The following is a 21,359-nucleotide window of genomic DNA, read 5'->3' on the forward strand; positions in this document are numbered from 1 at the left end:
GCTAGGTCCATGATTCAGTTTTAGTAACAACATCCCGTCCGAATTTTTCTGCTAGCGGACCCGCAGGCGGAGGAACGCGTGTGCGGGATCCAGAGTGCTCACGGGCACCTTTGCCTCGTGGGTTTCGGTGGTTGCGGTCGTACCGGTCACGGTGTCGATCACGTTCGTGCTGGACCAGTTGGTCAGGTCGCTGCTCCAGATGACCTGGCATTCAAGATCGGTCGCCGCAAGACTGCGGATGTAGGAAAGCGTGATGAAATTGGGAGTGCTTTGCAGCTGAGGCAACACGTTGCCGGAATTGCCAATGTTGGGGTTGAGGCCGAGCGCGCGTTCCATCAGGTTGGTGATGCCGTCGTGATCCGGATCGGCACCGTCCGCAGCATCGCCCGTATTGGCGGTGGAGAGGAAGTATTGTTGCCTCCAGCTGTCGCCGGGCGAGGGCTGGGTGATGCTGAAATTGCTGAATGTCGCGGTTCTCAACTCCGTGGCATGGTTGGCGCAGACGGCCAGGCCAGCCAGCGGACTTGTGCCGAGCGTGGTGTTGTGGGAGCCGAGGGAAATCCAGTCGGCGGCAGTGGGTGTCGTCGCGAGCGTGGAGTAGAACGCGGTGAAGGTGTTTCCGCTTCTAACGAGTTGCAGCCAGAATTGTCCCGCTATGGGGAGGTTGTTTCCCACTTGTCCGGTCGTCGCTCCCGCGGTGTCGCGATACCTGAAGCGCAAGCCACGTCCGTGATCGTAGAGCAACTGGACAAAGGCGGAGTTGGCATTCGTGGAAGTCCTGAACGCCAGGCCGGCCTTGGCATACAAGGTGGGTGTGCCTGAGGAGTTAGACGGCAGACCGGTCACCCGGGTGATCGCCACTTGGTCTCCACTCACGGGCGTTCCCAGCAAATGAAACTGGTCTGTCGTGCCGGTGTTGAGATCGATGCCGCCGCCGGTACCACCGCCAGAGACGGTGAAAACGCCTCCGCCTGAGGCGGAATAGCCCGAAGAACCTTCGCTAACAGGACTGCCGATTTCATAGTCCACCCACGGCTCAGGCACCGGCGCGAAGAGTCCGGAAATTTGGGCACCGGACAGCGCGTAGTTGTAAATCCGCAGGTCATCGATGGTCCCTGCGAAATACGATCCGCCGTAAAGCGTGCTGCCGAGGCGGATTCCGTGGGGCGCGTCGCGAAGCGCGGTTGAACCCGTGCCGGAGGCTTCGAGAATTCCGTTGATGTAAATTTTCATCGCACCCGACGAATTCACGCGGGTGACGACCACATGTTGCCAGGCTCCGTTGTTGATCGGAGTTGTCGATTGAATGGTCAAACCGGCACCGCCGTCACCCATTCCGAAAGCGGCCTTGTTGCCGACCAACGCGATTCCCCAGTCGTTAGCGACTCCTGGAACATCGGCATCCACCATGGATTTGCCGGCGTACCATTGGCCGGTGCCGCCGGTAGCCGTGGTTTTCACCCAGTAAGAGATGCTGAAATCCGCGACCACGGAAGCCGGAATCTGGGCGTAGGTTCCGACACCGTCGAATTGCACGGCGCTGGTGCTGTCCTTGCCCGGCACAAAAGCAGCGCCGACGGGGTTGCCGTTGTTCACCTGACCGCTGATGTCCTGGATGTTGTTTTCAAACTGATAGTTGCCAACCAGCGTGCTGCCGACGTTCGCCAGCTTGGAGATTTCCGCCTGCCCGAGGACCATGTTGTAAATCCGCACTTCGTCCAGGCTGCCATTGTAGAATCCGACCGTGCCGCCGACGCTGCCGATGTGAATCGAGTTCGGAGCGCTGCGTGCTCCGGTTGCGCCGGTTCCGGAGGCGTTCAGCACCCCGTCGATGTAGATCTTTAGCGCGCCGGTGGCGTTGTCGCGGGTTGCGACCACATGATGCCAGTTGCCATCATTGACGGAGCTGCCTGATAGAAGCGTGGTTTCGGGATTGCCGACTCCGAAGCCGATCTTCGTGCCGACAAGGGCGAGTCCGAAATCCGCCGTTACGCCGCCCACATCGGCATCCACCAGGCCCATGCCGTTATACCATTGCCCGGTGCCGCCGGTGGCGGTCGTTTTCACCCAGCAGGCGATGCTGAAGTTCTTCTCGATCGGAGTCGCAATCTCGACCGATCCGCTGGTGCCGTTGAAGGTGGCGGCGAGGCTATCGACCCGGCCGGCCGTGTAGCTGATCCCGCCGCTGCCGATGCCGTGGAAATTATTGCTGCTGTTGTCGCGCACCGAGTTTTCGAATTTATATTCCGCCCGGAGTCCGCCTGCGGATTCGCCGGGAGTGACATCGTCGAATGCATACTCCTGGTTCACGGCACCTATCACATCATTGTATTGAAGAATGTTCGCCGAATCCGCGGTGGATCCATTCAGCACATCCATCGTCTGGTTCATGGCAGCCTTGTTGAAGATCTTGAAATAAAGTCCGCCACCGCTCGGCACCAGCCGCCATTGCTGGCCGTCGTTGTTCAGCCATTCCCACTGCTGGATATTCGCGAGTGGCGCCGTGCTGACGCCGGTGGTTTCGAGAACTTTCCCGCTGCCGACGTTGGTGAACCTCCAATAGCCGCCGCCCCGGTTGCTTGCCGTCCACTGCTGGCTGGTCGAACCGTTCGCGGTGAATTGATCCACATTCGCGCCGTTGTCGGCGCTGTTTCCCGCCACATTGACGACCTTCTGACTATGGCGTGCGCGGATGACGTAGGTATGGCCATCTTTCACTGTCACCGCCTTCAACGGATCACCATCGGTCCACCATTCGTCGTAGTTAGAGATCCCGTCGCCATCCACATCGCCGGTCCGGCTGAGGTTGAGATTTCCTGCTTTGTATCTTTCCCATTCGTCGGACATGCCGTCGCCGTCGATGTCCTGGCCGCCCATGTCGAAGCGCATGGCCTGGATGAGCCGGGGAAGCCTGCGGCGGGCATCCGCGCTGTCTTCATTTCCATAGTTGAAGCCGTAGGGATAATAGTGAACTCCCGACCGATAGATCTCGCCTCCCGGACCGTCGAAAAGTTTGACATAACGCCTGAGCGCCGCGCCGTTCCAATAGGCACCCCATTGGCTGTCCCACTGGGAGGTGGTGCCGCTTCCAAGATAATGCGCGATTTCATGGAGGGCCACCTGCGTGCTGATCGAGCCGCCGAATCCGAGCTGGCCGTTGTAGTCCGATTGGGCCGTTGGAATCCCCGAATGATAGATGACGTTGATATCCACGTTGAAATTGGTCGTGGCATTGTAAACCGCGACCGCTTCATTCATAACCGCGGTGATTTGCGCCCGCTTGCCCTCGTCTTCCAGATAACTGATGTGGTAGGTCAACGCATGGGAAACCCCGACACTTGCCAACCATCCTGCGGAAGCCATTTTGAAAAGTGAAAGGAATGCGGATCGGCGCAGGGGATGGTTCATCGAGTATATTCGGATGGGTTTGGATCCATTCGGATCAATTCGGCAGGTCGGATCTCTCAAAATTCCGGCCGCTCGGGGGCGGCAAAAAAGGCGGGAACGCCCGCGGGATCGCTGCGAATTTTCGCTCGGAATCCTTTAACGGCAACGGAAATCAGCCCCCCTGATCGGGGGGCGTCGCCATGATTCAACTCGCGCGCTGGACCTTCATGCCCACCACGCAGACGTCGTCATCGAAGGTTTCCCGTTGTGAGAATTCCCGGATCTCGCCGAGCACGCGGTCGAAAAACTCCTCGGGCGTTAACGATGCGAAGCGGCTGGCGGTTTCCTGGAGCTGCTCCTCGCTGAACAGCTCCCCGGCTGTGCCCTCCACTTCGAACAGGCCGTCGGTGAACAACATCACCATGTCCCCTTCGATCATCGGCTTGCTAACAGTCGTGTAGTGAAAATCGGGGAACAGCCCCATCGCAGGCCCCCTGCGTCCGTTGCCCTGCAGTTTTTCCGCGGACGCGTCGCCGGTGCGGAAATGCAACGCGCACGGATGGCCCGCGTTCGCGAAACGGAATTCCGAATTTTCCACGTCGGCGACGACATAGAAGCATGTTGCGAACATCGTCGTCTCCGCTTGTTTGAAAATGACGGTGAGCGCGTGATTGATCCGCGTCAGCAGTTCGCCGGGATCCGCCGCGGCGTTTGAGTGTTCCTCGACCAGCCCGCGGATCATGCTGGTGATCAGCGCCGAGCGCACGCCGTGGCCCATTACGTCGCAGATCAGCACGCCCGCGGCATTTTCTCCGACCGGGAAGATGTTGAAAAAATCCCCGCTGACGTCGCCTGTTGGAAAATAAAGGCTCAGGAACTGCAGCGCGCTTTCCCGAACCGTCACGTTCGGCGGGATGGTCGGGAAATTGCGGGGAAGCAGAGCGGTCTGTAGCTCGCGAGCCATCCGCAGCTCTTCGAGCATTTGCTCGTTTTTCTCTCTCAGTTCTTTCGTCCGATCCCGCACCCGGGTTTCGAGCTCGGCATTCAGCAGGACCAGCGCGGTTTGAGCCATGTTCCGCGCCTCCTCCGCCTTGTCGATTCTACCGCCGACGACGCGCGAAACCTGCGAGACGATCCCAGTGATCAGCACGGCGAAAACCAGCGCGCAAATCGCGGAAATCACCGCGGGATTCGTATGCGTTTGTTTCAACAACATCGCCATCACCCAGCCGTTGATTAGTGCGGCGGCGATGATGATCGGAACGAATGTCCGCAACAGCAGCGCCCGGGTTGAATCACCCAGAAAGACGCGCAGCGGCCATGCGTCCGCACCCGCCGCGGCCATGATCGCGATGCCACAAAGAAAAAATCCGCACGCCGTTGGCAGCGCCACCGGGATGATCGTTCCCCCGTATAACAGCGGCGTGCCATACCAGTAGCCGACTAGAATGACGGCACTGATCAAAGTTGCCAACGCTCCCGGAACGCAGGCGCGTGCGGCGGTAGGGTGGTTTGTTAGGATGAGCAGTCCCGTCGCCACGAAAACGAAATTCAACGCGGTCAGCGGCGCCATCCGCCCGGTGGGCACCGCACCGAATTTTCCAGGATTGCGCACGAACCACGCGTCGATCCCGAAATGATAGCCGCCCGAGATCTCGATGAATTTGGCGAACGCCACCACCAGCACCACCGCAGCTAACAAACGGGTCAGCCACCTCTTTTCCGGCAGGAGCGAGTGAAGCAACAAGCCGCTTCCGATGAGCGAAAAACACAACGCCGTGCTCGGTGCCATCGGGATGTAGTTGGCGCGGACGCTCGCCAGCAGCGGCATGTCCGAAATCCAGCCGATGAAGGTCATCAGCCCCACCGCGACCGCCAGCGACGCGCAGGCCAGCGTGACCCTGCGGGAAAATGGATCGGCGGCTTCCTTTTCGACCATGCCATCCACATTGCAAAGATGCGCGTATTTGTCTATCTGGAAAGCTCCGGCAATGATTCCTTCCAATTGAGGCCGGGATTGGTGAAAACCCGGCGAGACCATGCCCTCACGCGGACGCCACCAAAGCACTTCCAAGGAATGCCAGCAGATCATGCGCAGGATCGAGGCGCTGGATGGGGTGATCGGTGTGATCATCGGCCGATCCTATGGCGGAAAATCGCTGGGGCAGGGGAGCTCCACCGGCGCGGTAAAAATCCAACGCCAGGTCTCCGGCGGACTCAAGGCCGTGACCCAGTCCGAGAAGGGCCTGCAGGAACTTTACATCCGCACCGAGGCGGGAATGGAAGATGTCATTGCCGAAGCGATTCTGAAACTCTGATCCGCTTGATCACTGCAACGGCTTCTCTAGCAGTTTAATAAAATCCGATACTTCATCTTCCGTGGTCGCGAAGCTTGTCACCAATCGGGCGATGATCTCGTTTTCCGCCACCTGCTCGACAAGATCTCCCGGCACCGGCCATGGATGGAAGCGCACTCCTTTTGCCCGCCATTCTTCCACGGTGGTGGCGGGAATGATCGCAAAGACCTCGTTCGCCTGAACTTCCCACGCCAGCCGGACATTCGCGCCGCCGCGGATCGCATCGGCCAGACGTGCCGCCATCCGGTTCGCGTGAGCCGCCAGATCCAGCCACAGTCCGTTGTCCAGATAGGCTTCGAACTGGGCGGCGATGAAGCGGGTTTTGGAAAATAACTGAGCCGCCCGCTTCCGGATATAAGGCAGATCCTTGGCGCTCTCCGGATCGAAGAAAACCAACGCCTCCGCGCACCAGCAGCCGTTTTTGGTTCCACCGAATGAAACAATATCGACGCCCTGTTTCCATGCCATTTCCGCAGGCGAGGTTCCGAGTGAGACCAGAGCGTTGGCGAATCGCGCGCCGTCCATGTGCAGCGGCAGTCCCCGGTCGCGGCAGATGTCAGATAATGCGGCGATCTCATGTGGCTGATAGATGGTTCCGACCTCGGTGGCCTGGGTGAGCGACACCGCCATCGCCTGGCCGGCGTGGATGAAATCCGGTCTGAAGTGTTTCAACTCCCTGATCAAATTCCGCGGATCCATTTTGCCGGCCGCGCCGTCCACCGTCTGCAATCGTGCTCCGCCGGTGAAATACTCCGGCGCTCCGCATTCGTCCTTCACCATGTGCGCCTCGCGGTGGCATAGAACCACTCCGCCCGGCCGATTCACCGAAGCGAGTGCGAGCGAATTCGCCGCGGTTCCGGTGCCGACGAAGAACACCGCCACCTCCCGTTCGAAGATCTCGCAGAAACGCCGCTCGATCCGCCGGTCGAGATCGCTCGTGCCATACGCAGCCGCCATCCCTGACGCATGCCGCGCCAGGTTCTCCGTGATCGCGGGGTGAACGCCCGCCCAGTTGTCGGAAGTGAAATTCATGTTTGTGATGGCGGAAGGTTTTTTGTTAGCCCGGCTCCGCCAGCAGCACCCGCTTCAGGAGTTTCGACAGTTTTGATTTCATCGGGCGCTTGCTCGTATTACCAACCCACGTGGTTGATCCAGGCGGCGGCTTTGCTGCCGGAGTCGGCACACACCTCGATGTGATAGAATCCGGTTCTGCCGTCAGGGGCAGTTAGGGAAAAATCGACAGTCCGATATCCGGGGAAATCCGCACCGCTGCCACCGTCCGCTTGATACCATTTCACCGGTGTGCCGAGGATGGTCGTGTGTTTCCACGCCTGCTTGTGCGGTGCCGGCGCGGGAGTGGTGCCTTCCGGGTCGTCGTTGTCCTCCTCCCAGTCCGGCGGATTTTCCGGAGTGGCTTCCATTTTCACCAGGCTGCTGATGATGACAAAGTTCAGCGTCGTGCCTTGGCGGTATCTCAGGCGGTAGGTGCCGTCGTCCATCACTTCCGCATGGGGCTTTCCCCATTGTTTTTCGAACCACGCGCTGCGCAACACCGGCATTTTAACTTCCGCCAGATAGCTGGAGATGGTGGATGACCCGCCAGGTGAAGGCGCGGGCGGCGTGCAGCCGGTGGGAAGGAGCGCGAAGACGCAGGCGGATAAAATGGGCAGGCTGGAAGGGCGCATCGGGACTGCGGCGATGTTGAACGGGAGCGGCTGGCAATGGAAATACCAAATGGGGCCATCACCGGATCTTGCGGAATTCTCGCGCGGATTCATCCTCCTTCCATGACCGCCTATGTCGCCCTGCTGCGTGCCGTGAATGTCGGAGGCACTGGAAAACTGCCGATGACGGATCTCAGGGACCTCTGCGAATCGCTCGGATACATCGGAGTGAAAACCTACATCGCGAGCGGCAACGTGGTTTTTAAATCCGGGAAACCGGAATCCAAGGTGAAAGCCGGACTGGAATCAGCGCTGGCCAAATACGCGGGCAAACCGGTGGGTGTGCTCGTCCGTACCGCTGCCGAAATGGCGGAAGTTTTCGCCCGCAATCCATTTCCCGAAGCCCCCGGAAACCGGACCGTCGCGATCTTCCTCGATGAACCGCCACCAGCCAACGCGATGGAGAATCTGAAAGGCCAAAAGGACGAACAACTCCATCTTGGAAAACGCGAGATCTACGTCTTCTACGGCGACGGCATGGGCAACTCGAAATTGACCATCCCCGCCGCCAAATTAGGCACGGCCCGCAACATGAACACCGTGGCCACCCTCGCCAAAATGGCGGCGGAGCTCTGATCCGGATTGCCTGGGAGCGGCACCGCCACCCGCTGCGCCATCCGATCCGAAAGAGACGAGGGAACCACGGATAGACACGAATCGACACGGATGAGAAGAAGATGGCGAGAAAAGCCGCACCCGCTCTTCGCGAGAAGCTCTTAAATCTTGGAACTCATTCATGATCCGTGTCTATCCGTGTCTATCCGTGTTCATCCGTGTTCATCCGTGGTTCGATATTCTTTTCCAAACGGAACGCATCCCGCAATCCGTTCACCCGCAGACCCTCCACAGTGGCTTTTTCGCGTGCTTGCCCCGGTTATCCCGACTCGGTATTGTCAGGGACAGGCAGAACGCTGTTCTACAGAGAAAATGAAGAAGCGGACATCTACGATCATCGTCGTAATCCTTGGGGGGATTGGACTATGCGTCGCCATTCCTCTGGGTGTGAATGTCTACAGGGATTCGACTGATCCGCTCAAGCAGGAGGCGAGGGAGCACGGAATAACGAACTACTATGAGAAGGATGGCCTCCTGAGAGACAGGATCGAATTGGATCCAGCATTTCGTCGCATCGAAGCGGAAGTCGATGCCGCTGCGAATATGGAGCTTGAGGCGCGCGGTTTGAACAAGATGGGAATGGGTCGATTCAGTATCCATGAACAATTCAAAAAGAAAATCCTGAAGGAAGGATACGGCATTGAGTGGCGTTCTGTCGTCGAGATGAATCCGTTTGTAGCCATCGATTAGAATCCAAGGGGAATCACATCTTGCAGAACAAGGCGCCGCATCCGGCGGCGATAAGCCCCTAAATTGAATTCGTGCTTCCATCTCTCCGCGGAGAGGCTCAAACGTTTTGCATATATGACCGAGCCTGAAAAACTCACAGCGGCGGAGGGCAAGGTTCGAGGTTACGACCCCGCTACCGTGTGCCAACTTCAGGCAGCTGAAATTGCTAGGTCGGAGGCGCGGGCGCTTATCCCCGAGATTGAATCCGCATTTGACGGAGTTCCCCGCCCAAGAATCACGCTGAGCGTTGCGAGGGGCTATGACGACGAATGGAACCTGTCGGAGGAGCGGGTTGCCGAACTCAACGCCCTGGACCCCGAGCAAACGTGGCAGGAAGTCCCGGATCAAGCGATCGAGGGTAGCCAGGAATATTTTACTTTCTCCGATCCGTGTGGCTGGCTTTTCTACCTGCCTGCGTTTATGTGCCACTGCCTTCGCAAGTTTCCGGATCGCGGATGGGAAGCGGTTCGACTGGCTTGTGAAAGACGGACTCACTTCGATCTGCTTGGCGTTGACCAACTTCGTTGTGTCGATCGATTCCTGCATCTCTGCAGCCGACACGATTAACACTGCTAGGGATACTTTTCGCCCCAAAAATCGAATGAGCTATCGAATGCTATTTCCTGTTACGCTTCTGCCGATGTTGCTGATCGTGATGTTCGCGAGCGGAATCTCGACGTGGCTCTTCAACCTCTTTTCGTCCTCCAAGATTCGCGAGACACAGACGCGTTTCGCCATCGCGCAAATAGCGGAACGAATCGACGAGATCGAAGCGGCCCAGTTCCCGCGGACAACAGAGGATTTGATCGATACTTTGAGATTATCGAAAATCGATTGGAACAGTTGCGGAATTCAAGGAGAGCGGATTTTGGACGGTTGGGGCCGCCCCATCAGAACCACCTTCGATCAAGTGGGAAAGAGATGGGCATTCCGCTCGCCCGGAAAGGACGGAAAGATCGGGACGGCGGACGACATTGAGCGCTCGACGAACAGAAATTAAATCGGCGAACAAGACAACGCATTCGATGGCGACACGCTGCCCAATTGAATTCGAGCTTCCTGCGCGCCGCCGGATGGCCTAAAACGGTCGACAAAAATCATGAAAATCCGATTTCTCCTTTCGTTGATGACGCTTGCCTTTGCTATTCCATGTGTTGGTGCGGCTTTACCAAGCATCGCTTTGAAGTGAGCGAGATTTCTGGAGTATGGCCGTGATAGCGGGTGCCGGTGTGGCGTGGATGCTTTGGTCCATCAAACGATGCGGTTCAGTCACTTGAAATCGCTTGGACCTCATGCGAGCGCTTCCTCAAAAAATGTTGCTAACGGCCTTGATCGGGTGCGTGGGCGTTTATGCTCTCGGTCCGGTGATTTCTGCCGCCTTCGATTACCCCGATCGTAGAGGCCCCAGAATTTACCCCCGTGGCTTTCACGAGGGGGTCTTCGTCATTACTTATGGATTGTTCCACCAAGGAAAGAAGCCACGGGTTCCCTTTGATCGAGATCGAGCTTGGTTCTACGGCATGGGACGGCCTTTCAATCAAAGAGAGAAGCCTTGATGGTCAGCGCCGCTAGAGCGCTTCGCTCTGGACGCTCGACCCCGCCGTTGCCTATGCTTTGAACGTTGGGCGAGAGAAAGATAAAGCCAATACCAGAACCGCGATGAACGAGAATCCGTATGACTCCCCGACCACTGACCCTACACCGCCACCTATGGGGAAGGCTGGGAAGTATAAGACTTATGAGGAAGTTCCCTTCTTCCGGAAGCAGTGGTTTTTCTGGCTGTGCTGGCTGGTTTTCGCTCCAGCCGCTTTGGGAATCCTTTTAAGCGGCAACGTCTATTATAAGAAGAAAGGGGAGGTTGTTCCGTTTGGCTTGGCGAACAAGATCGTAGGGGGCCTGTTTTCCCTACTTTGGATCTACCGGGTGTACCTTGCAGTTGCTGGGATCCACCACTAGCCGCCCGGTTTACATGATCCGCCGTAAAGAATCTCTGCGCCCGGCATCCCTGCGCGATAACAGGAATTCATCATTCTTCAGACAGCCTCTGACACAAAACAACGCATCCAGACTTCCCGTATGACCGCCCAAGACCTCGCCCGTTCCGCCGCTTCCGATGCCTCGCCGCCTGCCGGGCTTTCGACCACGGCGCGCGCCTTGTGGTTCGCCAAGGCGGGCCAATGGGATGCGGCGCACGATCTCTGTCAGGAAATCACGGGAAGCGCGGGATCATGGATTCATGCGTATCTGCACCGCGAGGAGGGGGATCACTCGAACGCCGCCTACTGGTATTCGCGTGCCGGAAAACCGGTGCCCGCATCCACGATGTCACTGGCGGACGAGTGGCTGCAAATCACCGGTGAATTGATCTAACTGACGGTGGTTTTCCAACCCCGCCGCTGGTGACGGCGGGGCCGGAAACGGGAGCTCAGGACATGCTGTGCAGGCCGACGACATTTCCTTCGGGATCACTGAAAATGCCGATGAAACCATGGGGCGTGATGTCGAAGCGTTCTTTCACCACCTTGCCTCCGGCCGCGGGAATCCGCGACAGCACGCCGTCGAGATCTCCCTCTACATTCAGATAGATCAGCGTGCCGCCGGGGCCGGGCTTGCAGCCTTCCATTTGGGTGAGTGCTCCGCCGACGCCCTTGTCGAGATCGCTGGGGAAGATCGACATGTTACAGCCTGCCGTCGATGGGGGGACGAGCGTGGTGTTGAGGATGGTGTTGTAGAATTCGGTGGCTTTGGCGAGGTCGTTGGTGAAGATCTCGAACCAGTTCAGTGCGTTGTTTTTCATGGTGGTAATGGTTGGTGTTGATTGGGTGCCCGACGTTTCGGGCAACACGGGGATTCAACCACGGCCTACTGACAACCCTATGTCAGCAGACTTTCAGACGGCTGCGAATTCTCCGGCATGGCGGGCGGCGATCGCCAACGCGGCCTCGCGGACGGCTTCCCGGAGTTCAGGCGGTTCGAGCGCTTCCACCCGTACACCGAAACCCAGCAACCACCCCGTCAGCCAGGCGAGGGAAAATGTCAGGAGTTCCAGCCGCACCCGGCCGTCGGGCAGGGTTTCCTCGGACAGTGGTGTGCACGGCATTTCCGCGCGGAAGCGTTCGAGCACCTCTCGCTCCACGATGACGGTTGCGGGCGTCAGCTCGTGGCTCTCGATGTTTTCCCGCAGGAATTCCTTCACGGAAAAATTCGGGTGGCCTTCGTAGCATTCATCGAGCAGCTCCCACGAGGCCATGCGGTCGAGTCGGAAATCCCTCACGTCCTCGCGCAACCGGCACCAGGCGATCAGGTGCCATTGCCGTGCGTAAAGCACGAGGCCCAGCGGCTCGACGACACGTCGGGTGATGGCTCCGCGGTTGGCGGTGTTGTAGCGGATTTCCAAACAACGCCTCCGCACCACCGCATCCTGGATCGGCATCAGTGATTCGCGCCGGTCGTCGCCACCGGCCTGTCGGAAACGGACGCCAACCTTGTCCTTGAGCCGATGGAGGTAGTCTCTTTTTTCCTGCGGCAGGACCGAGCGCACTTTCAGCAGCGCCGATCTCAGCGACTGCCGGAGAGATTCGTCCGCGACCTGCTCCGTGACCTCACCGCTCATGAAAAGTGCCGCCGCCTCGTCCTCGGTGAACATCACCGGCGGCATGTGATAACCGCGCATCAGGCTGTAGCCCACTCCCGCTTCGGCGATGATCGGCACGCCCGCTTCTCCCAGCGCCGAGAGGTCGCGGTAGACCGTCCGCACGCTGATCTCGAAATGAGCCGCGATCTGCTCGGCCGTGATCACGCGCTGGCCCTGCAGCAGCAGGATCATTCCGGTGAGGCGGTCGATGCGGTTCATGAAAATCCTAACAATTGAGTGAACCCGGAGCGCCGCAGATGTTCGTTAGATCACGGGCGGACGAATCTTGGGACCATGAAGCAACAGCGATGGCGGGATTCATTTCACCACCGCTTTGCCTTCCTTTTCCCATGCGACAATGCCGCCGGCCATGTCATGCACCGTGGTGAAGCCGGCATCGTGCAGCAGTTTCGCCGCTTTCGCGCTGCGCTTGCCGCTGTGGCAGTAGACGACCACCGGCTTCCTGGTATCGATCACGGCCTTGGCCTTGTCCGCAAATCCTTCATCGGAAAGTGTGACGAGTTTCGCGCCCTTGAGATGGCCTTCGTCCCATTCCTCCTTGGTGCGTACGTCGAGCAGTTGGCTGCCTGAGGCAATCTCCGCAGCCGCCTGCCCCACCTTGATCGGCTTGTCCTTGGCCACCTCTTCGGCACCTGTGGAAATGCCAGCCAAGGCCCCGGCGAGTATCATGCTGAAAAGTAATTTCATGGTTTCGCAAAATCGTGCCGGAACATCCGATGTTCAACCCTGAATCATTGACCATTTCATGCGCCGATCAATAGGACCGGCGCAGTTCGATCGGCCGTTGATCCTTGGCCTCGGGACGATACGTCGGGCCGTCGGTGTAGGAGCCGGTTAGGGTGTGGGCGGAGGATTGGGTCAGAATGACCGCGTAGTAGCATTTTCCCGAATCCCAGGTGGTGAGATAGGCCTTGTTGCCGCTGACCACGCCTTTGACTTCGTAGGTGTCGAGGGTGCCGGTGATCTGGCGGCTGGATTGCTTCAGCGTCGCATTACCCCAGCTCTGGGCGAACCATTTGCCGGAGACGTTGATGCGGGCACCGGCGGTCTGTTGGGCCATCCACTCCTCGGCAGCCGCGTTGTTTTTGGTGATCGTTTGTTGGGTTTGGCAGCTCGTTTGAGCGAGCATCAGGCCCGTCGCCAGCAGTAGTGTGGTTGTGGAAATTTTCATCGGCGGAATTCTTAACAAGGGATTTCCGGGTCTGTGAAGCGTTAAAGCTGCTAGAGCAGTATTTTTCACGGTGCAACCGGGCGACCCGCTGCGCGGAAAGAATCGAGTCGTTTATTTATATCCGTGCCATCGGCAGTCCCCGCAGCGTAGGCTTCGCCTATGCCGTTCAGCAACTTCGGACTCGGGAAGGACATTCTCCGCGCCATTCAAAAAGCAGGATACACCCGCCCGACTCCGGTGCAGGTGGCGGCGATTCCCAAGGTGATGCAGGGAAACGACCTGATCGCCATCGCGCAGACCGGAACCGGCAAGACCGCGGCTTTTGTGCTGCCGATGCTCCACCGCATTTCCCTGGCGAACCAACAGGGCCAACCGCGCGGAACGAAGGCGCTCATTCTCGCGCCGACCCGGGAACTCGCCCTCCAGATCATGGAAAACATCCGTGCCTATGGAAATGGCCTGCCCATCCGCGTGGCGGCGATTTTCGGCGGGGTGGAAGAGGAGGCTCAGATCAAAGCCGTGCGCAAGGGCGTGGACATGATCGTCGCCACACCGGGACGTTTGATCGATTTGATGGAACGCCAGAAGGTCGATTTCAGCATGCTTGAAATGCTGGTGCTCGATGAAGCGGACCGGATGCTTCACATGGGATTCCTGCCGGACATCGAAACCATCATCAAAGATCTGCCCAAGCGGCGGCAGACACTGATGTTCTCCGCGACCCTGTCCAAAGAGGTCGAGTCGCTGGCCCGGCGGTTTCTCTATCAGCCGAAGATGGTGCAGATCGGAAAGCGCTCGAACCCGGCGGATACCGTGGTCCAGTGCGTCTATGAAGTGCCCGCGCATTTGAAAAGCCAGATGCTGCTGGCGCTCCTCCGGCAGTCGCATTTCACCCGAGTCCTCGTTTTCGTGCGGATGAAGGATGGTGCGAACGTCCTCACGAATTTCCTAAAACTCGCCGGAGTGAAGGTCGCGAGGTTGCACTCCAGCCGCTCGCAGGAACAACGGCTTCAGGCGCTTCAGGATTTCAAAGATGGAAAAGTGCAGGTTCTTGTCGCAACCGACATCGTCGCGCGTGGTATCGACATCGACGGGGTTTCCCACGTTGTGAACTACGATTTCCCGGTCAATCCCGAGGACTATGTTCACCGCATCGGCCGCACCGGCCGGGCGGAGGCACAGGGCGAGGCGATCAGCTTTGTCCCCAAGGGGGATCTTAATTTGTTAGGGATGACCGAACTCTCCATCGGCCAGCGCCTTGAGCGGAAACGCTTGAGAGGATTCGACTACCACGCCACGACTCCCGCACCCGCGGCGGGCGAGAAACCGGAGAAGCGCGACTGGCGGAAACGCACGCGCGAAATCGAAGCAAAGCAGACTGCGAAGTCCGCGCCGAAAAAGCCCGCCTCGAAGAAGCCAACGGACAAGCGTGGCAGGAAATAGGGAGCATCGACTCCGGGCCAGGTCACTATGGAGGCACCACACTTCTTGCTGTGGTGCCTGCGAATGGGGTGAAAAAGAAAGCGCCTTTAATAGATCCCGCTTTTTCTTCGCATTCACCCCACGACAAACGTGTCGTGGCTCTTTATCCGCCGGGCTTTGCGTCCCTATTTCCGGGAGGTGGAATCACTCCTGAAAAAACCAGAATCGGGGACGTTTCGTTTCGGCATCGATATGCATCACAAACAGATTGCGCTGGGTTTGTACGAATCGGATGTTAGATTCGGAGGCGATACGCCATGTTCCGTCGGTTTCCAACTCGGACTTGACGTTGACCATGTTGAATTCGTCGATTTCCTTGGGGCGTGCCACGGCGACGGATTCATCGGGTTTGATATCAATCACATGTTCTCCCATGGTGATTTTCGCCTTTTGTGGGCAGTGATTCACAACGATACTGTTGCCTGGTGGAAAGGCCTTGGCCGATGAATCCACGACAAGGGTCTCAAGGATAAGACCTTCCTTTTCGGTCGGAATAAAGAGGATGATGGCATCCTTGGTGCCAGCCGGGATTTTTGCCGTGGCGGCCGCAGCGGTATCCGATTCTCCCTTTCGGAAGGTGATCATTCCCTGTTCCGATTTGAGGACGACCGGTTTGGAGAGAGTTTCTCCCATGGTGAGTGCGATGGTTTCCGGCTTGCCGTCCTTGCCCGGGGCGACCAGCGAGGTGGTCCCGTCTTTGGCCGGTTCGAAACCCAGGAACCGGCAGCTCACCAACACATCATCAACATCCTTTCCTTGGACGACCGGGATAAAGAGAGTGGCGATGAGCAGGATGAGTTTCATGAATTTGGATTTGATGGCGGGCGGCAAAATCTAACTATGAAACGGGCGGGGCCGCCAACCGTTGGTCCTCCTGAAAATCCGCGTAGCCGAAAAAGGGTTTGATTCAAATCGTGGTACGATATGCCAATCTTGGCTTCAAGGATGAAGTTGGGCAAGGGCTGCCAGTTCGGACGATCCGGCAGGCTGACTTGATTCTTCGGCGCATCAATATCCCTGCAGGTCGAGCTGGTCGCCGCTGAGGATTTTAACGCGTTTCCCCATCTTCTTCTGGATTAGTTGGAAATGCCCCATCTCCTTTCTGGATTGCCTTTGCGAAACTGGCCGCACCTGCCCGTCAACGCGGTCCGAGCAATCCCATGGAGAAATCCAAGCCCGGTGGGAAAAACCCCGGCTGAACGAACCGGCAACCGCGGTTGCCATCCAACAAAACTTCCTTCCCGTTGATTTTCAGTGCTCGATTCTATCAAATCCGGCCGGGGAGGGTATCTTCTGAGACAAATAGAGTTAAGTCCGGCTCTCACGGAGTATTTTTCCACCCATACTTAACCCCATTTGCCACGGGCTTAACTCCGTTTGCCTCGGACGGAGTATCTTTTGCGCCGGACTTAACCCGGTTTGCTTGGAACACGGTTAATGTCCGGTCTCACAGAGTTAAGTTCGGGCCAAATGAAGTTACCTTTGGCTCGAACAGGGTTAAGTTGGACTCGATTGAGGTTAAGTCCGACCCGAACGCGGTTAAGTTCGGCGCAAACAGGGTTATCGTCGTCCCATTCAAGGTTAAGGACGGCTCGGACTTAACTGTCTTTGCTCCGGACAGGGTTAAGTCTTTGCCGGACTCAATTGCCTTTGGGACGAACAGGGTATCTTTCCGGCCGTCATTGACCCGGTTTTTTCCGCCAAAGCGAAGCCATGAACCGGGCCCAGGCACCCATGAATTCGGGGCGACCGGTGATCGCCGCTACAGCGCCATAACGGCTCTTCTCTTTCAATCAAATCTCAACTCTCAACCATCAACTTATCCCCCAGCTTCACCATCACCTGCGCCACCACGTCATCCATGTCCAGATACTTGTAAGTCGCCAATCTGCCGAGGAAAGTCACCCCGCGCTCGGCTTTCGCGGCTTCCCAATATTTCTGGAACTTCTCCGGGTTTCCGCCGAACGGCTTTGGATAGAAGCGTGTATTTGTCCCGTCCCACTCGCAGGGAAACTCCCGACCGATCACCGTTTGCTCCACGTTCTGGTCCAGCCAGTGCGAATGATCGACCGCCCGCGTCCAGGCTTTTTCACGGTTGCACTCGTTGATCTGGAAATGCTCGCGCTTGGCTTCCAGCGTGTATTCGAATTCGAGCGAACGATACTCCAGCACTCCCATCGCCTTCGCGAAATAATCGTCGATGGAACCGCTGAAAATGATGTGATCCGCCGGGGCACTCCGCCACTCTTCTTCGGTGGAATTGAGATGCACCGGAATCCCTTCCAGCATCGCCTCGAACATCTTGGTAAATCCCTGCACCGGCACGCCCTGCCATTGGTCCAGGTGATAGCGGCAGTCCCGGCCCACCCGCCGCTGTGGCACGCGCCCGGTGATGGCGCGTGGAATCTCCGCCCACGGCACGCCCCAATGCTTCTCGCTGTAATCCACGAACAACAGATCCCGGATTTTTTCTGGCGATAGATCCCCCGCGATTTCTGCCGAGATATCATTGAAAGGAATGGGGATCTGTCCGAGCCGCGTGTTCGCCACCACCGCGCAGGCGGTTTCCCGGAATCTCGTGAACCGATTCACAAATTCCCACACCGCAGGCTTGTCCGTGTGGAAACAATGCGGCCCATACTGATGGACCATCACCCCGTCCTGCCACGCATCATAACAATTCCCGCCGATGTGCCCGCGCGATTCAAAGATCTCCACCCGGTGCCCGGCGTCGGTCAGCAGCCGCGCCGCCACGGATCCGGCCAGACCGGCTCCCACCACGACGATTTTCATACAGCGCCTTCCAGAGCGTGAAATGGAATGATGTCAGCTTCTTCCTGAATGGTTTCAGTGGAAGCAGTCTCCACCATCACCGGACCGGGACCGCAGCAGGATGATCCGCTTGGAAAAATTACCAGCTCGCTCTTCGGATTCGCCCAGGTCACATATTCGATGTCCATCAGGAGCAGCGATGAATGGGTTCCAGTGGGCACAAAGGTCAACATGCCTTTTGCCGCCAGTCGCGGATACATCGCCACGGTGAGAAACCATTCCTCGAATCCGAAATCCGGCCAATACCCGCTGCCGATCGGCCTGGGACTACATCCCGGCAGTTCGACTGTGGTGGGGAAATTTCCCCGGATGGAATGCCAGGTGAAGGCGTGCAGGAGCTTTTCCATCGGCCAGCCACCGACGAGACCCATGTGACATCCCCGGAAGGCATTGTAGATCACTTTTCCACTTCCGTCGTAATCGAAGCAGACAGGCTCCCGCCAACAACCGAGGCCGGTTTTCTGCATCGTCCGCGTCCGTTTGAGGTCGAGCGCAACGTCCCGGATGCCGTCCGAGTCGATCATGGTGACTAGACGATCCTTTTCGGTGAAGGCTAACAAGCGCCAGGCCACGCCCGGCGCATGGGCCAGTGATGAATGACGCATCAGATAGACTTCGCATCCCGCCTCCACGAAGTCAGGCACGAGGAAATCCAGATCCGCCGCCAGATAGACTCGTGCCGTCACATCGTCGAATTTGCTCAACAGTGCCGGGACCGTATCCAGCACCGGTTGGATGTAGTGCGGCCATGGCTCGAACCGCAGGTCCAGTCCGAGTTCGCCCGCAGTCTGCAGGATCTCACGTGTCGGAGTGGGATAAATCTTCTTACTGGCGCTACTGGGTTTCCAAAACAGCGAAAAGCTCACCAAATGCGGATTGCCCTGAGCATTGAAGATCTCCTTCACGCCATACCATTCTTCCAGTTCGGCCCTTTCCGCCGGGGTGGCGAGTTGTTCGAACTCCTCCACCATTTCGTCACTCATCACGGGAAATGCATCGGTCCAGCTCATCGGTTCGGTTGTCTTTGGGGTAGGGGTTTTAGGGATTGGAGAAAATTTGCAGAATCCGGTAGGCGGCCATGCCGAGCACGGCGGCGCAGGGCAGCGTGATGATCCATGACAGGAGCACCTTGCGGATGACAGGGAGATCCGCCTTGCCATTGACCATTCCGATGCCGGTGAGCGCTCCCACCGAGACGTGGGTGGTGGAGACCGGGAGGCCCCACACGCTGGCCGAGGTCACGAGCAGCGCGGTCCCCAGATTCGCCGAGAATCCTTGGCCGTGATTCATGCGGGTGATCTTCTTTGCCATGGTTTCCGCTACTCGCCGCGCACCCAGCAGTCCGCCGATGCTCATGGAGATGAGGACAATCACCATCGCCCATGGCACTTTGATCTGAGGGACCACCAGCAGCAGTGCCGCCATTTTTGGAGTGTCATTCAGCCCCCGGGCGAATCCCACCGCGCCGGCACTCAGAAAATGGGCGAAATCCATCGCCTTCTGACTTTCAAGCCCGATGAATTTTCCTTGATACCGTTCATGACACTCCATGAGTGTACCACATTCCGCCGTCACTTGGGGAGCTGATTCCTGCGCGACGAACATCGAGACCGGTTGGGGAACCGGCAGAGTCTGTCGTTCCAGGCCTAGGCAGAAACACCACTCCTTAGGAATCCGGAGTGCCAAGCGACTCCCATGCAGACACAGATAGATGAGCGAGCCTGCCACCATCGCCAGCACCGGACTCAGCAGCAGCGGCAGCAGGAAACCTTTTCCAAGAACCGCCAGCTTCACCCCGCTGCCGACCGCCATCCATCCGCTGCCGAGCATCGCGCCCGTCAGTGCATGGGTCGTGGAGATCGGGAAACCCAGCCATGTTGCAAGGAGCACAGTCATTCCAGCAGCCAACGCCACGGCGACGAGGAACTCCGGCATTCCTGCCAAGGTGTCCGGGACCAGCCCCTTGCCGGAGAATTTTCCGAGCAACCCGGCGGCCAGCACGATGGCGGAGAGCGAACCTGCGGCGGTGGACAGGATTCCCCAGCACAGTGCCGTCCGATAGTTCGCCGCCCCGCAGCCATACAGCGAGGCGACTCCCTTGAAAATGTCATTGGCCCCGTTAGACCAAGCCAGGAAGCAGACCGTCAGAATGAGAAGAAGTGTCATCGTGAGTCAGTTTTTAAGAAAGTTAGGAAAATTCTTCCTCCTCGTCCCTTGGCGACCTCCGCGTCTTTGCGGTAAACTCTTTTCTCACAGCATCGTCACGCGCTCCACCGGCACCGGCTGTCCCGGCCGGAAGGCCGCCATCTCCCGCAACTCCGCCGTCACTCCATCCTGAGAGATCTGTCTAACGCATTGCTCCACGATTTCCCGCAACCGATCAGGATCACCTTCCGCACGCAGATTGACCGTGAGCCGCCCGTGGCGGAAATCTCCGCCGAAGGAACGGGAAATCTCCGGGGCCGTGCCGCTCAGGACCTGATTGATCACCCCGAGCCGACCGTCCGCATCGGTGAGCGCCATCTTGAAGTGGGCCACCTCGAAGGATTGTTCCGCGAGGGTGCTTGAAATCGCAAGTGACAAGCGGCTGAGGAACGAATCCCCGTTTTCCGGGTGCTGGCAGGTCACCTCCGCTTCCGCGTTGCACCAGCCCAGCAGCGCCTCGCCGATGCCGTATCGTTCATAGTCCACCTCCATCAGTCGCTGCGGGGCGGTTTCCGTGGCGGTGATCCTCTCCGCCCATTCTGCCAAGCCCTCACCGGTCCTGGCGGATAGCAGGAAAACTTCTTTTTCGGGAAAGTTGGATTCGATCCGTGCCAGCAAATCCGCCACATCCTCCCCCGTCAGCAGATCCCTCTTGTTCACCACCACGATTTCCGCTTCCTCGATCTGCTTCCGGTAGATGTAGCCGACATCTTTTGAGAAATCTCCCGGAGTCCGCCGCCCGCCAAGACTGGCCAGCGCCCGCCTTCCGTCCAGCACCACGCTGAAGGGAGAGATCACCACCGCCTCGCCATAGATCCGCCGCAGCGGCAGCACCACCGTGGCGATCAGATCCGTGCAGCTTCCCACCGGCTCCGCCACGATCACGTCCGGGCTGGAGGCCGGGTCGTCCTGCCACTGACCGGTGAGCATTCCCTCCAGTTGATCCAGCTTGCAGCAGAAACAACCGCCCGCGATCTCGGAGATCCTCGCGCCATCCAGCGTTTCCGCCAGCGCGGTATCTACCAGTCCCGTCGCCTGATCGTTCGTCACCACTCCGCAGCGCAAGCCGCCTGTTTGAAGGTGCCGGATCAGCTTTCCAATGAGCGTGGTTTTGCCCGCGCCGAGGAATCCGCCTACCAGGATCAAGCGTTTCTGCTTGTCGGAGGCCCGCTGTTCGATAGGGTTTGAAGAAATCACGAAAA

At 58.3% G+C, this 21,359-nt stretch carries 20 protein-coding genes; 7 read left to right on the plus strand and 13 right to left on the minus strand.

Translation table 11 applies throughout. From position 1 onward, the window contains the following. Nucleotides 1–51: 51 nt before the first annotated feature. A complete protein-coding gene (locus ABIQ96_RS07020; RefSeq protein ID WP_348213855.1) occupies nt 52–3,363 on the minus strand; it encodes a LamG-like jellyroll fold domain-containing protein in 3,312 nt (1,103 codons plus the stop codon). Nucleotides 3,364–3,592: 229 nt separating this feature from the next. Next, a complete protein-coding gene (locus ABIQ96_RS07025; protein WP_348213856.1) occupies nt 3,593–5,392 on the minus strand; it encodes a PP2C family protein-serine/threonine phosphatase in 1,800 nt (599 codons plus the stop codon). A 34-nt stretch (nt 5,393–5,426) separates the two neighbouring features. On the opposite strand from ABIQ96_RS07025, the gene ABIQ96_RS07030 reads away from it, so the two are divergent. Then, nucleotides 5,427–5,705: a hypothetical protein gene (locus tag ABIQ96_RS07030; RefSeq protein ID WP_348213857.1), complete on the plus strand. Its 279-nt coding sequence runs from the start codon at nt 5,427–5,429 to the stop codon at nt 5,703–5,705. A gap of 9 nt (nt 5,706–5,714) precedes the next feature. On the opposite strand, the gene ABIQ96_RS07035 is transcribed toward ABIQ96_RS07030, so the two are convergent. Then, on the minus strand, nt 5,715–6,776 hold the full coding sequence (locus ABIQ96_RS07035) for a low specificity L-threonine aldolase (protein WP_348213858.1): 1,062 nt from the start codon (nt 6,774–6,776) through the stop codon (nt 5,715–5,717). A gap of 98 nt (nt 6,777–6,874) precedes the next feature. Then, nucleotides 6,875–7,429, minus strand: a complete 555-nt coding sequence (locus tag ABIQ96_RS07040) for a hypothetical protein (protein ID WP_348213859.1) — start codon at nt 7,427–7,429, stop codon at nt 6,875–6,877. Between the two features lie 102 nt (nt 7,430–7,531). Between ABIQ96_RS07040 and ABIQ96_RS07045 the strand changes: the two genes are divergently transcribed. From ABIQ96_RS07045 to ABIQ96_RS07065, 5 genes are all read left to right on the plus strand, one after another. After that, nucleotides 7,532–8,044 carry a DUF1697 domain-containing protein gene (locus ABIQ96_RS07045; protein ID WP_348213860.1) on the plus strand — a complete coding sequence of 171 codons (513 nt, stop codon included), beginning with the start codon at nt 7,532–7,534 and terminating at the stop codon, nt 8,042–8,044. Nucleotides 8,045–8,395: 351 nt separating this feature from the next. Continuing rightward, on the plus strand, nt 8,396–8,773 hold the full coding sequence (locus ABIQ96_RS07050) for a hypothetical protein (RefSeq protein ID WP_348213861.1): 378 nt from the start codon (nt 8,396–8,398) through the stop codon (nt 8,771–8,773). 114 nt (nt 8,774–8,887) lie between these two features. After that, nucleotides 8,888–9,379, plus strand: coding sequence for a DUF6714 family protein (locus ABIQ96_RS07055; RefSeq protein ID WP_348213862.1), 492 nt, complete (start codon nt 8,888–8,890; stop codon nt 9,377–9,379). A gap of 46 nt (nt 9,380–9,425) precedes the next feature. Further along, nucleotides 9,426–9,812 (plus strand): hypothetical protein, encoded by a 387-nt coding sequence (locus ABIQ96_RS07060; RefSeq protein ID WP_348213863.1) that lies wholly within the window; start codon nt 9,426–9,428, stop codon nt 9,810–9,812. 1,076 nt (nt 9,813–10,888) lie between these two features. Continuing rightward, nucleotides 10,889–11,182: a hypothetical protein gene (locus tag ABIQ96_RS07065; protein ID WP_348213864.1), complete on the plus strand. Its 294-nt coding sequence runs from the start codon at nt 10,889–10,891 to the stop codon at nt 11,180–11,182. 55 nt (nt 11,183–11,237) lie between these two features. On the opposite strand, the gene ABIQ96_RS07070 is transcribed toward ABIQ96_RS07065, so the two are convergent. From ABIQ96_RS07070 to ABIQ96_RS07085, 4 genes are all read right to left on the minus strand, one after another. Further along, a complete protein-coding gene (locus ABIQ96_RS07070; protein ID WP_348213865.1) occupies nt 11,238–11,609 on the minus strand; it encodes a VOC family protein in 372 nt (123 codons plus the stop codon). A gap of 93 nt (nt 11,610–11,702) precedes the next feature. Beyond that, nucleotides 11,703–12,665 (minus strand): YafY family protein, encoded by a 963-nt coding sequence (locus tag ABIQ96_RS07075; RefSeq protein WP_348213866.1) that lies wholly within the window; start codon nt 12,663–12,665, stop codon nt 11,703–11,705. Between the two features lie 99 nt (nt 12,666–12,764). After that, nucleotides 12,765–13,154 carry a rhodanese-like domain-containing protein gene (locus ABIQ96_RS07080; RefSeq protein ID WP_348213867.1) on the minus strand — a complete coding sequence of 130 codons (390 nt, stop codon included), beginning with the start codon at nt 13,152–13,154 and terminating at the stop codon, nt 12,765–12,767. 67 nt (nt 13,155–13,221) lie between these two features. Next, entirely contained in the window at nt 13,222–13,638 is a 417-nt protein-coding gene (locus ABIQ96_RS07085; RefSeq protein ID WP_348213868.1) for a hypothetical protein, read from the minus strand. A 159-nt stretch (nt 13,639–13,797) separates the two neighbouring features. On the opposite strand from ABIQ96_RS07085, the gene ABIQ96_RS07090 reads away from it, so the two are divergent. Beyond that, a complete protein-coding gene (locus tag ABIQ96_RS07090) occupies nt 13,798–15,081 on the plus strand; it encodes a DEAD/DEAH box helicase (RefSeq protein WP_348213869.1) in 1,284 nt (427 codons plus the stop codon). 183 nt (nt 15,082–15,264) lie between these two features. On the opposite strand, the gene ABIQ96_RS07095 is transcribed toward ABIQ96_RS07090, so the two are convergent. The 5 genes from ABIQ96_RS07095 to ABIQ96_RS07115 all read right to left on the minus strand — a co-directional run bounded on the left by ABIQ96_RS07095 (nt 15,265) and on the right by ABIQ96_RS07115 (nt 21,354). Next, nucleotides 15,265–15,924 carry a hypothetical protein gene (locus ABIQ96_RS07095; RefSeq protein WP_348213870.1) on the minus strand — a complete coding sequence of 220 codons (660 nt, stop codon included), beginning with the start codon at nt 15,922–15,924 and terminating at the stop codon, nt 15,265–15,267. Between the two features lie 996 nt (nt 15,925–16,920). Continuing rightward, on the minus strand, nt 16,921–17,913 hold the full coding sequence (locus tag ABIQ96_RS07100; protein ID WP_348213871.1) for a UDP-galactopyranose mutase: 993 nt from the start codon (nt 17,911–17,913) through the stop codon (nt 16,921–16,923). After that, nucleotides 17,910–18,962, minus strand: coding sequence for a hypothetical protein (locus ABIQ96_RS07105; RefSeq protein WP_348213872.1), 1,053 nt, complete (start codon nt 18,960–18,962; stop codon nt 17,910–17,912). Before ABIQ96_RS07105 ends, ABIQ96_RS07100 begins: the two co-directional genes overlap by 4 nt. Nucleotides 18,963–18,990: 28 nt before the next feature. Then, complete coding sequence (locus ABIQ96_RS07110) at nt 18,991–20,118, minus strand: inorganic phosphate transporter (RefSeq protein WP_348213873.1); 1,128 nt, start codon at nt 20,116–20,118, stop codon at nt 18,991–18,993. Between the two features lie 84 nt (nt 20,119–20,202). Further along, complete coding sequence (locus ABIQ96_RS07115) at nt 20,203–21,354, minus strand: GTP-binding protein (RefSeq protein WP_348213874.1); 1,152 nt, start codon at nt 21,352–21,354, stop codon at nt 20,203–20,205. Between the last annotated feature and the right edge of the window lie 5 nt (nt 21,355–21,359).

Source organism: Luteolibacter sp., from assembly GCF_039920825.1.
Lineage (GTDB): Bacteria > Verrucomicrobiota > Verrucomicrobiia > Verrucomicrobiales > Akkermansiaceae > Luteolibacter.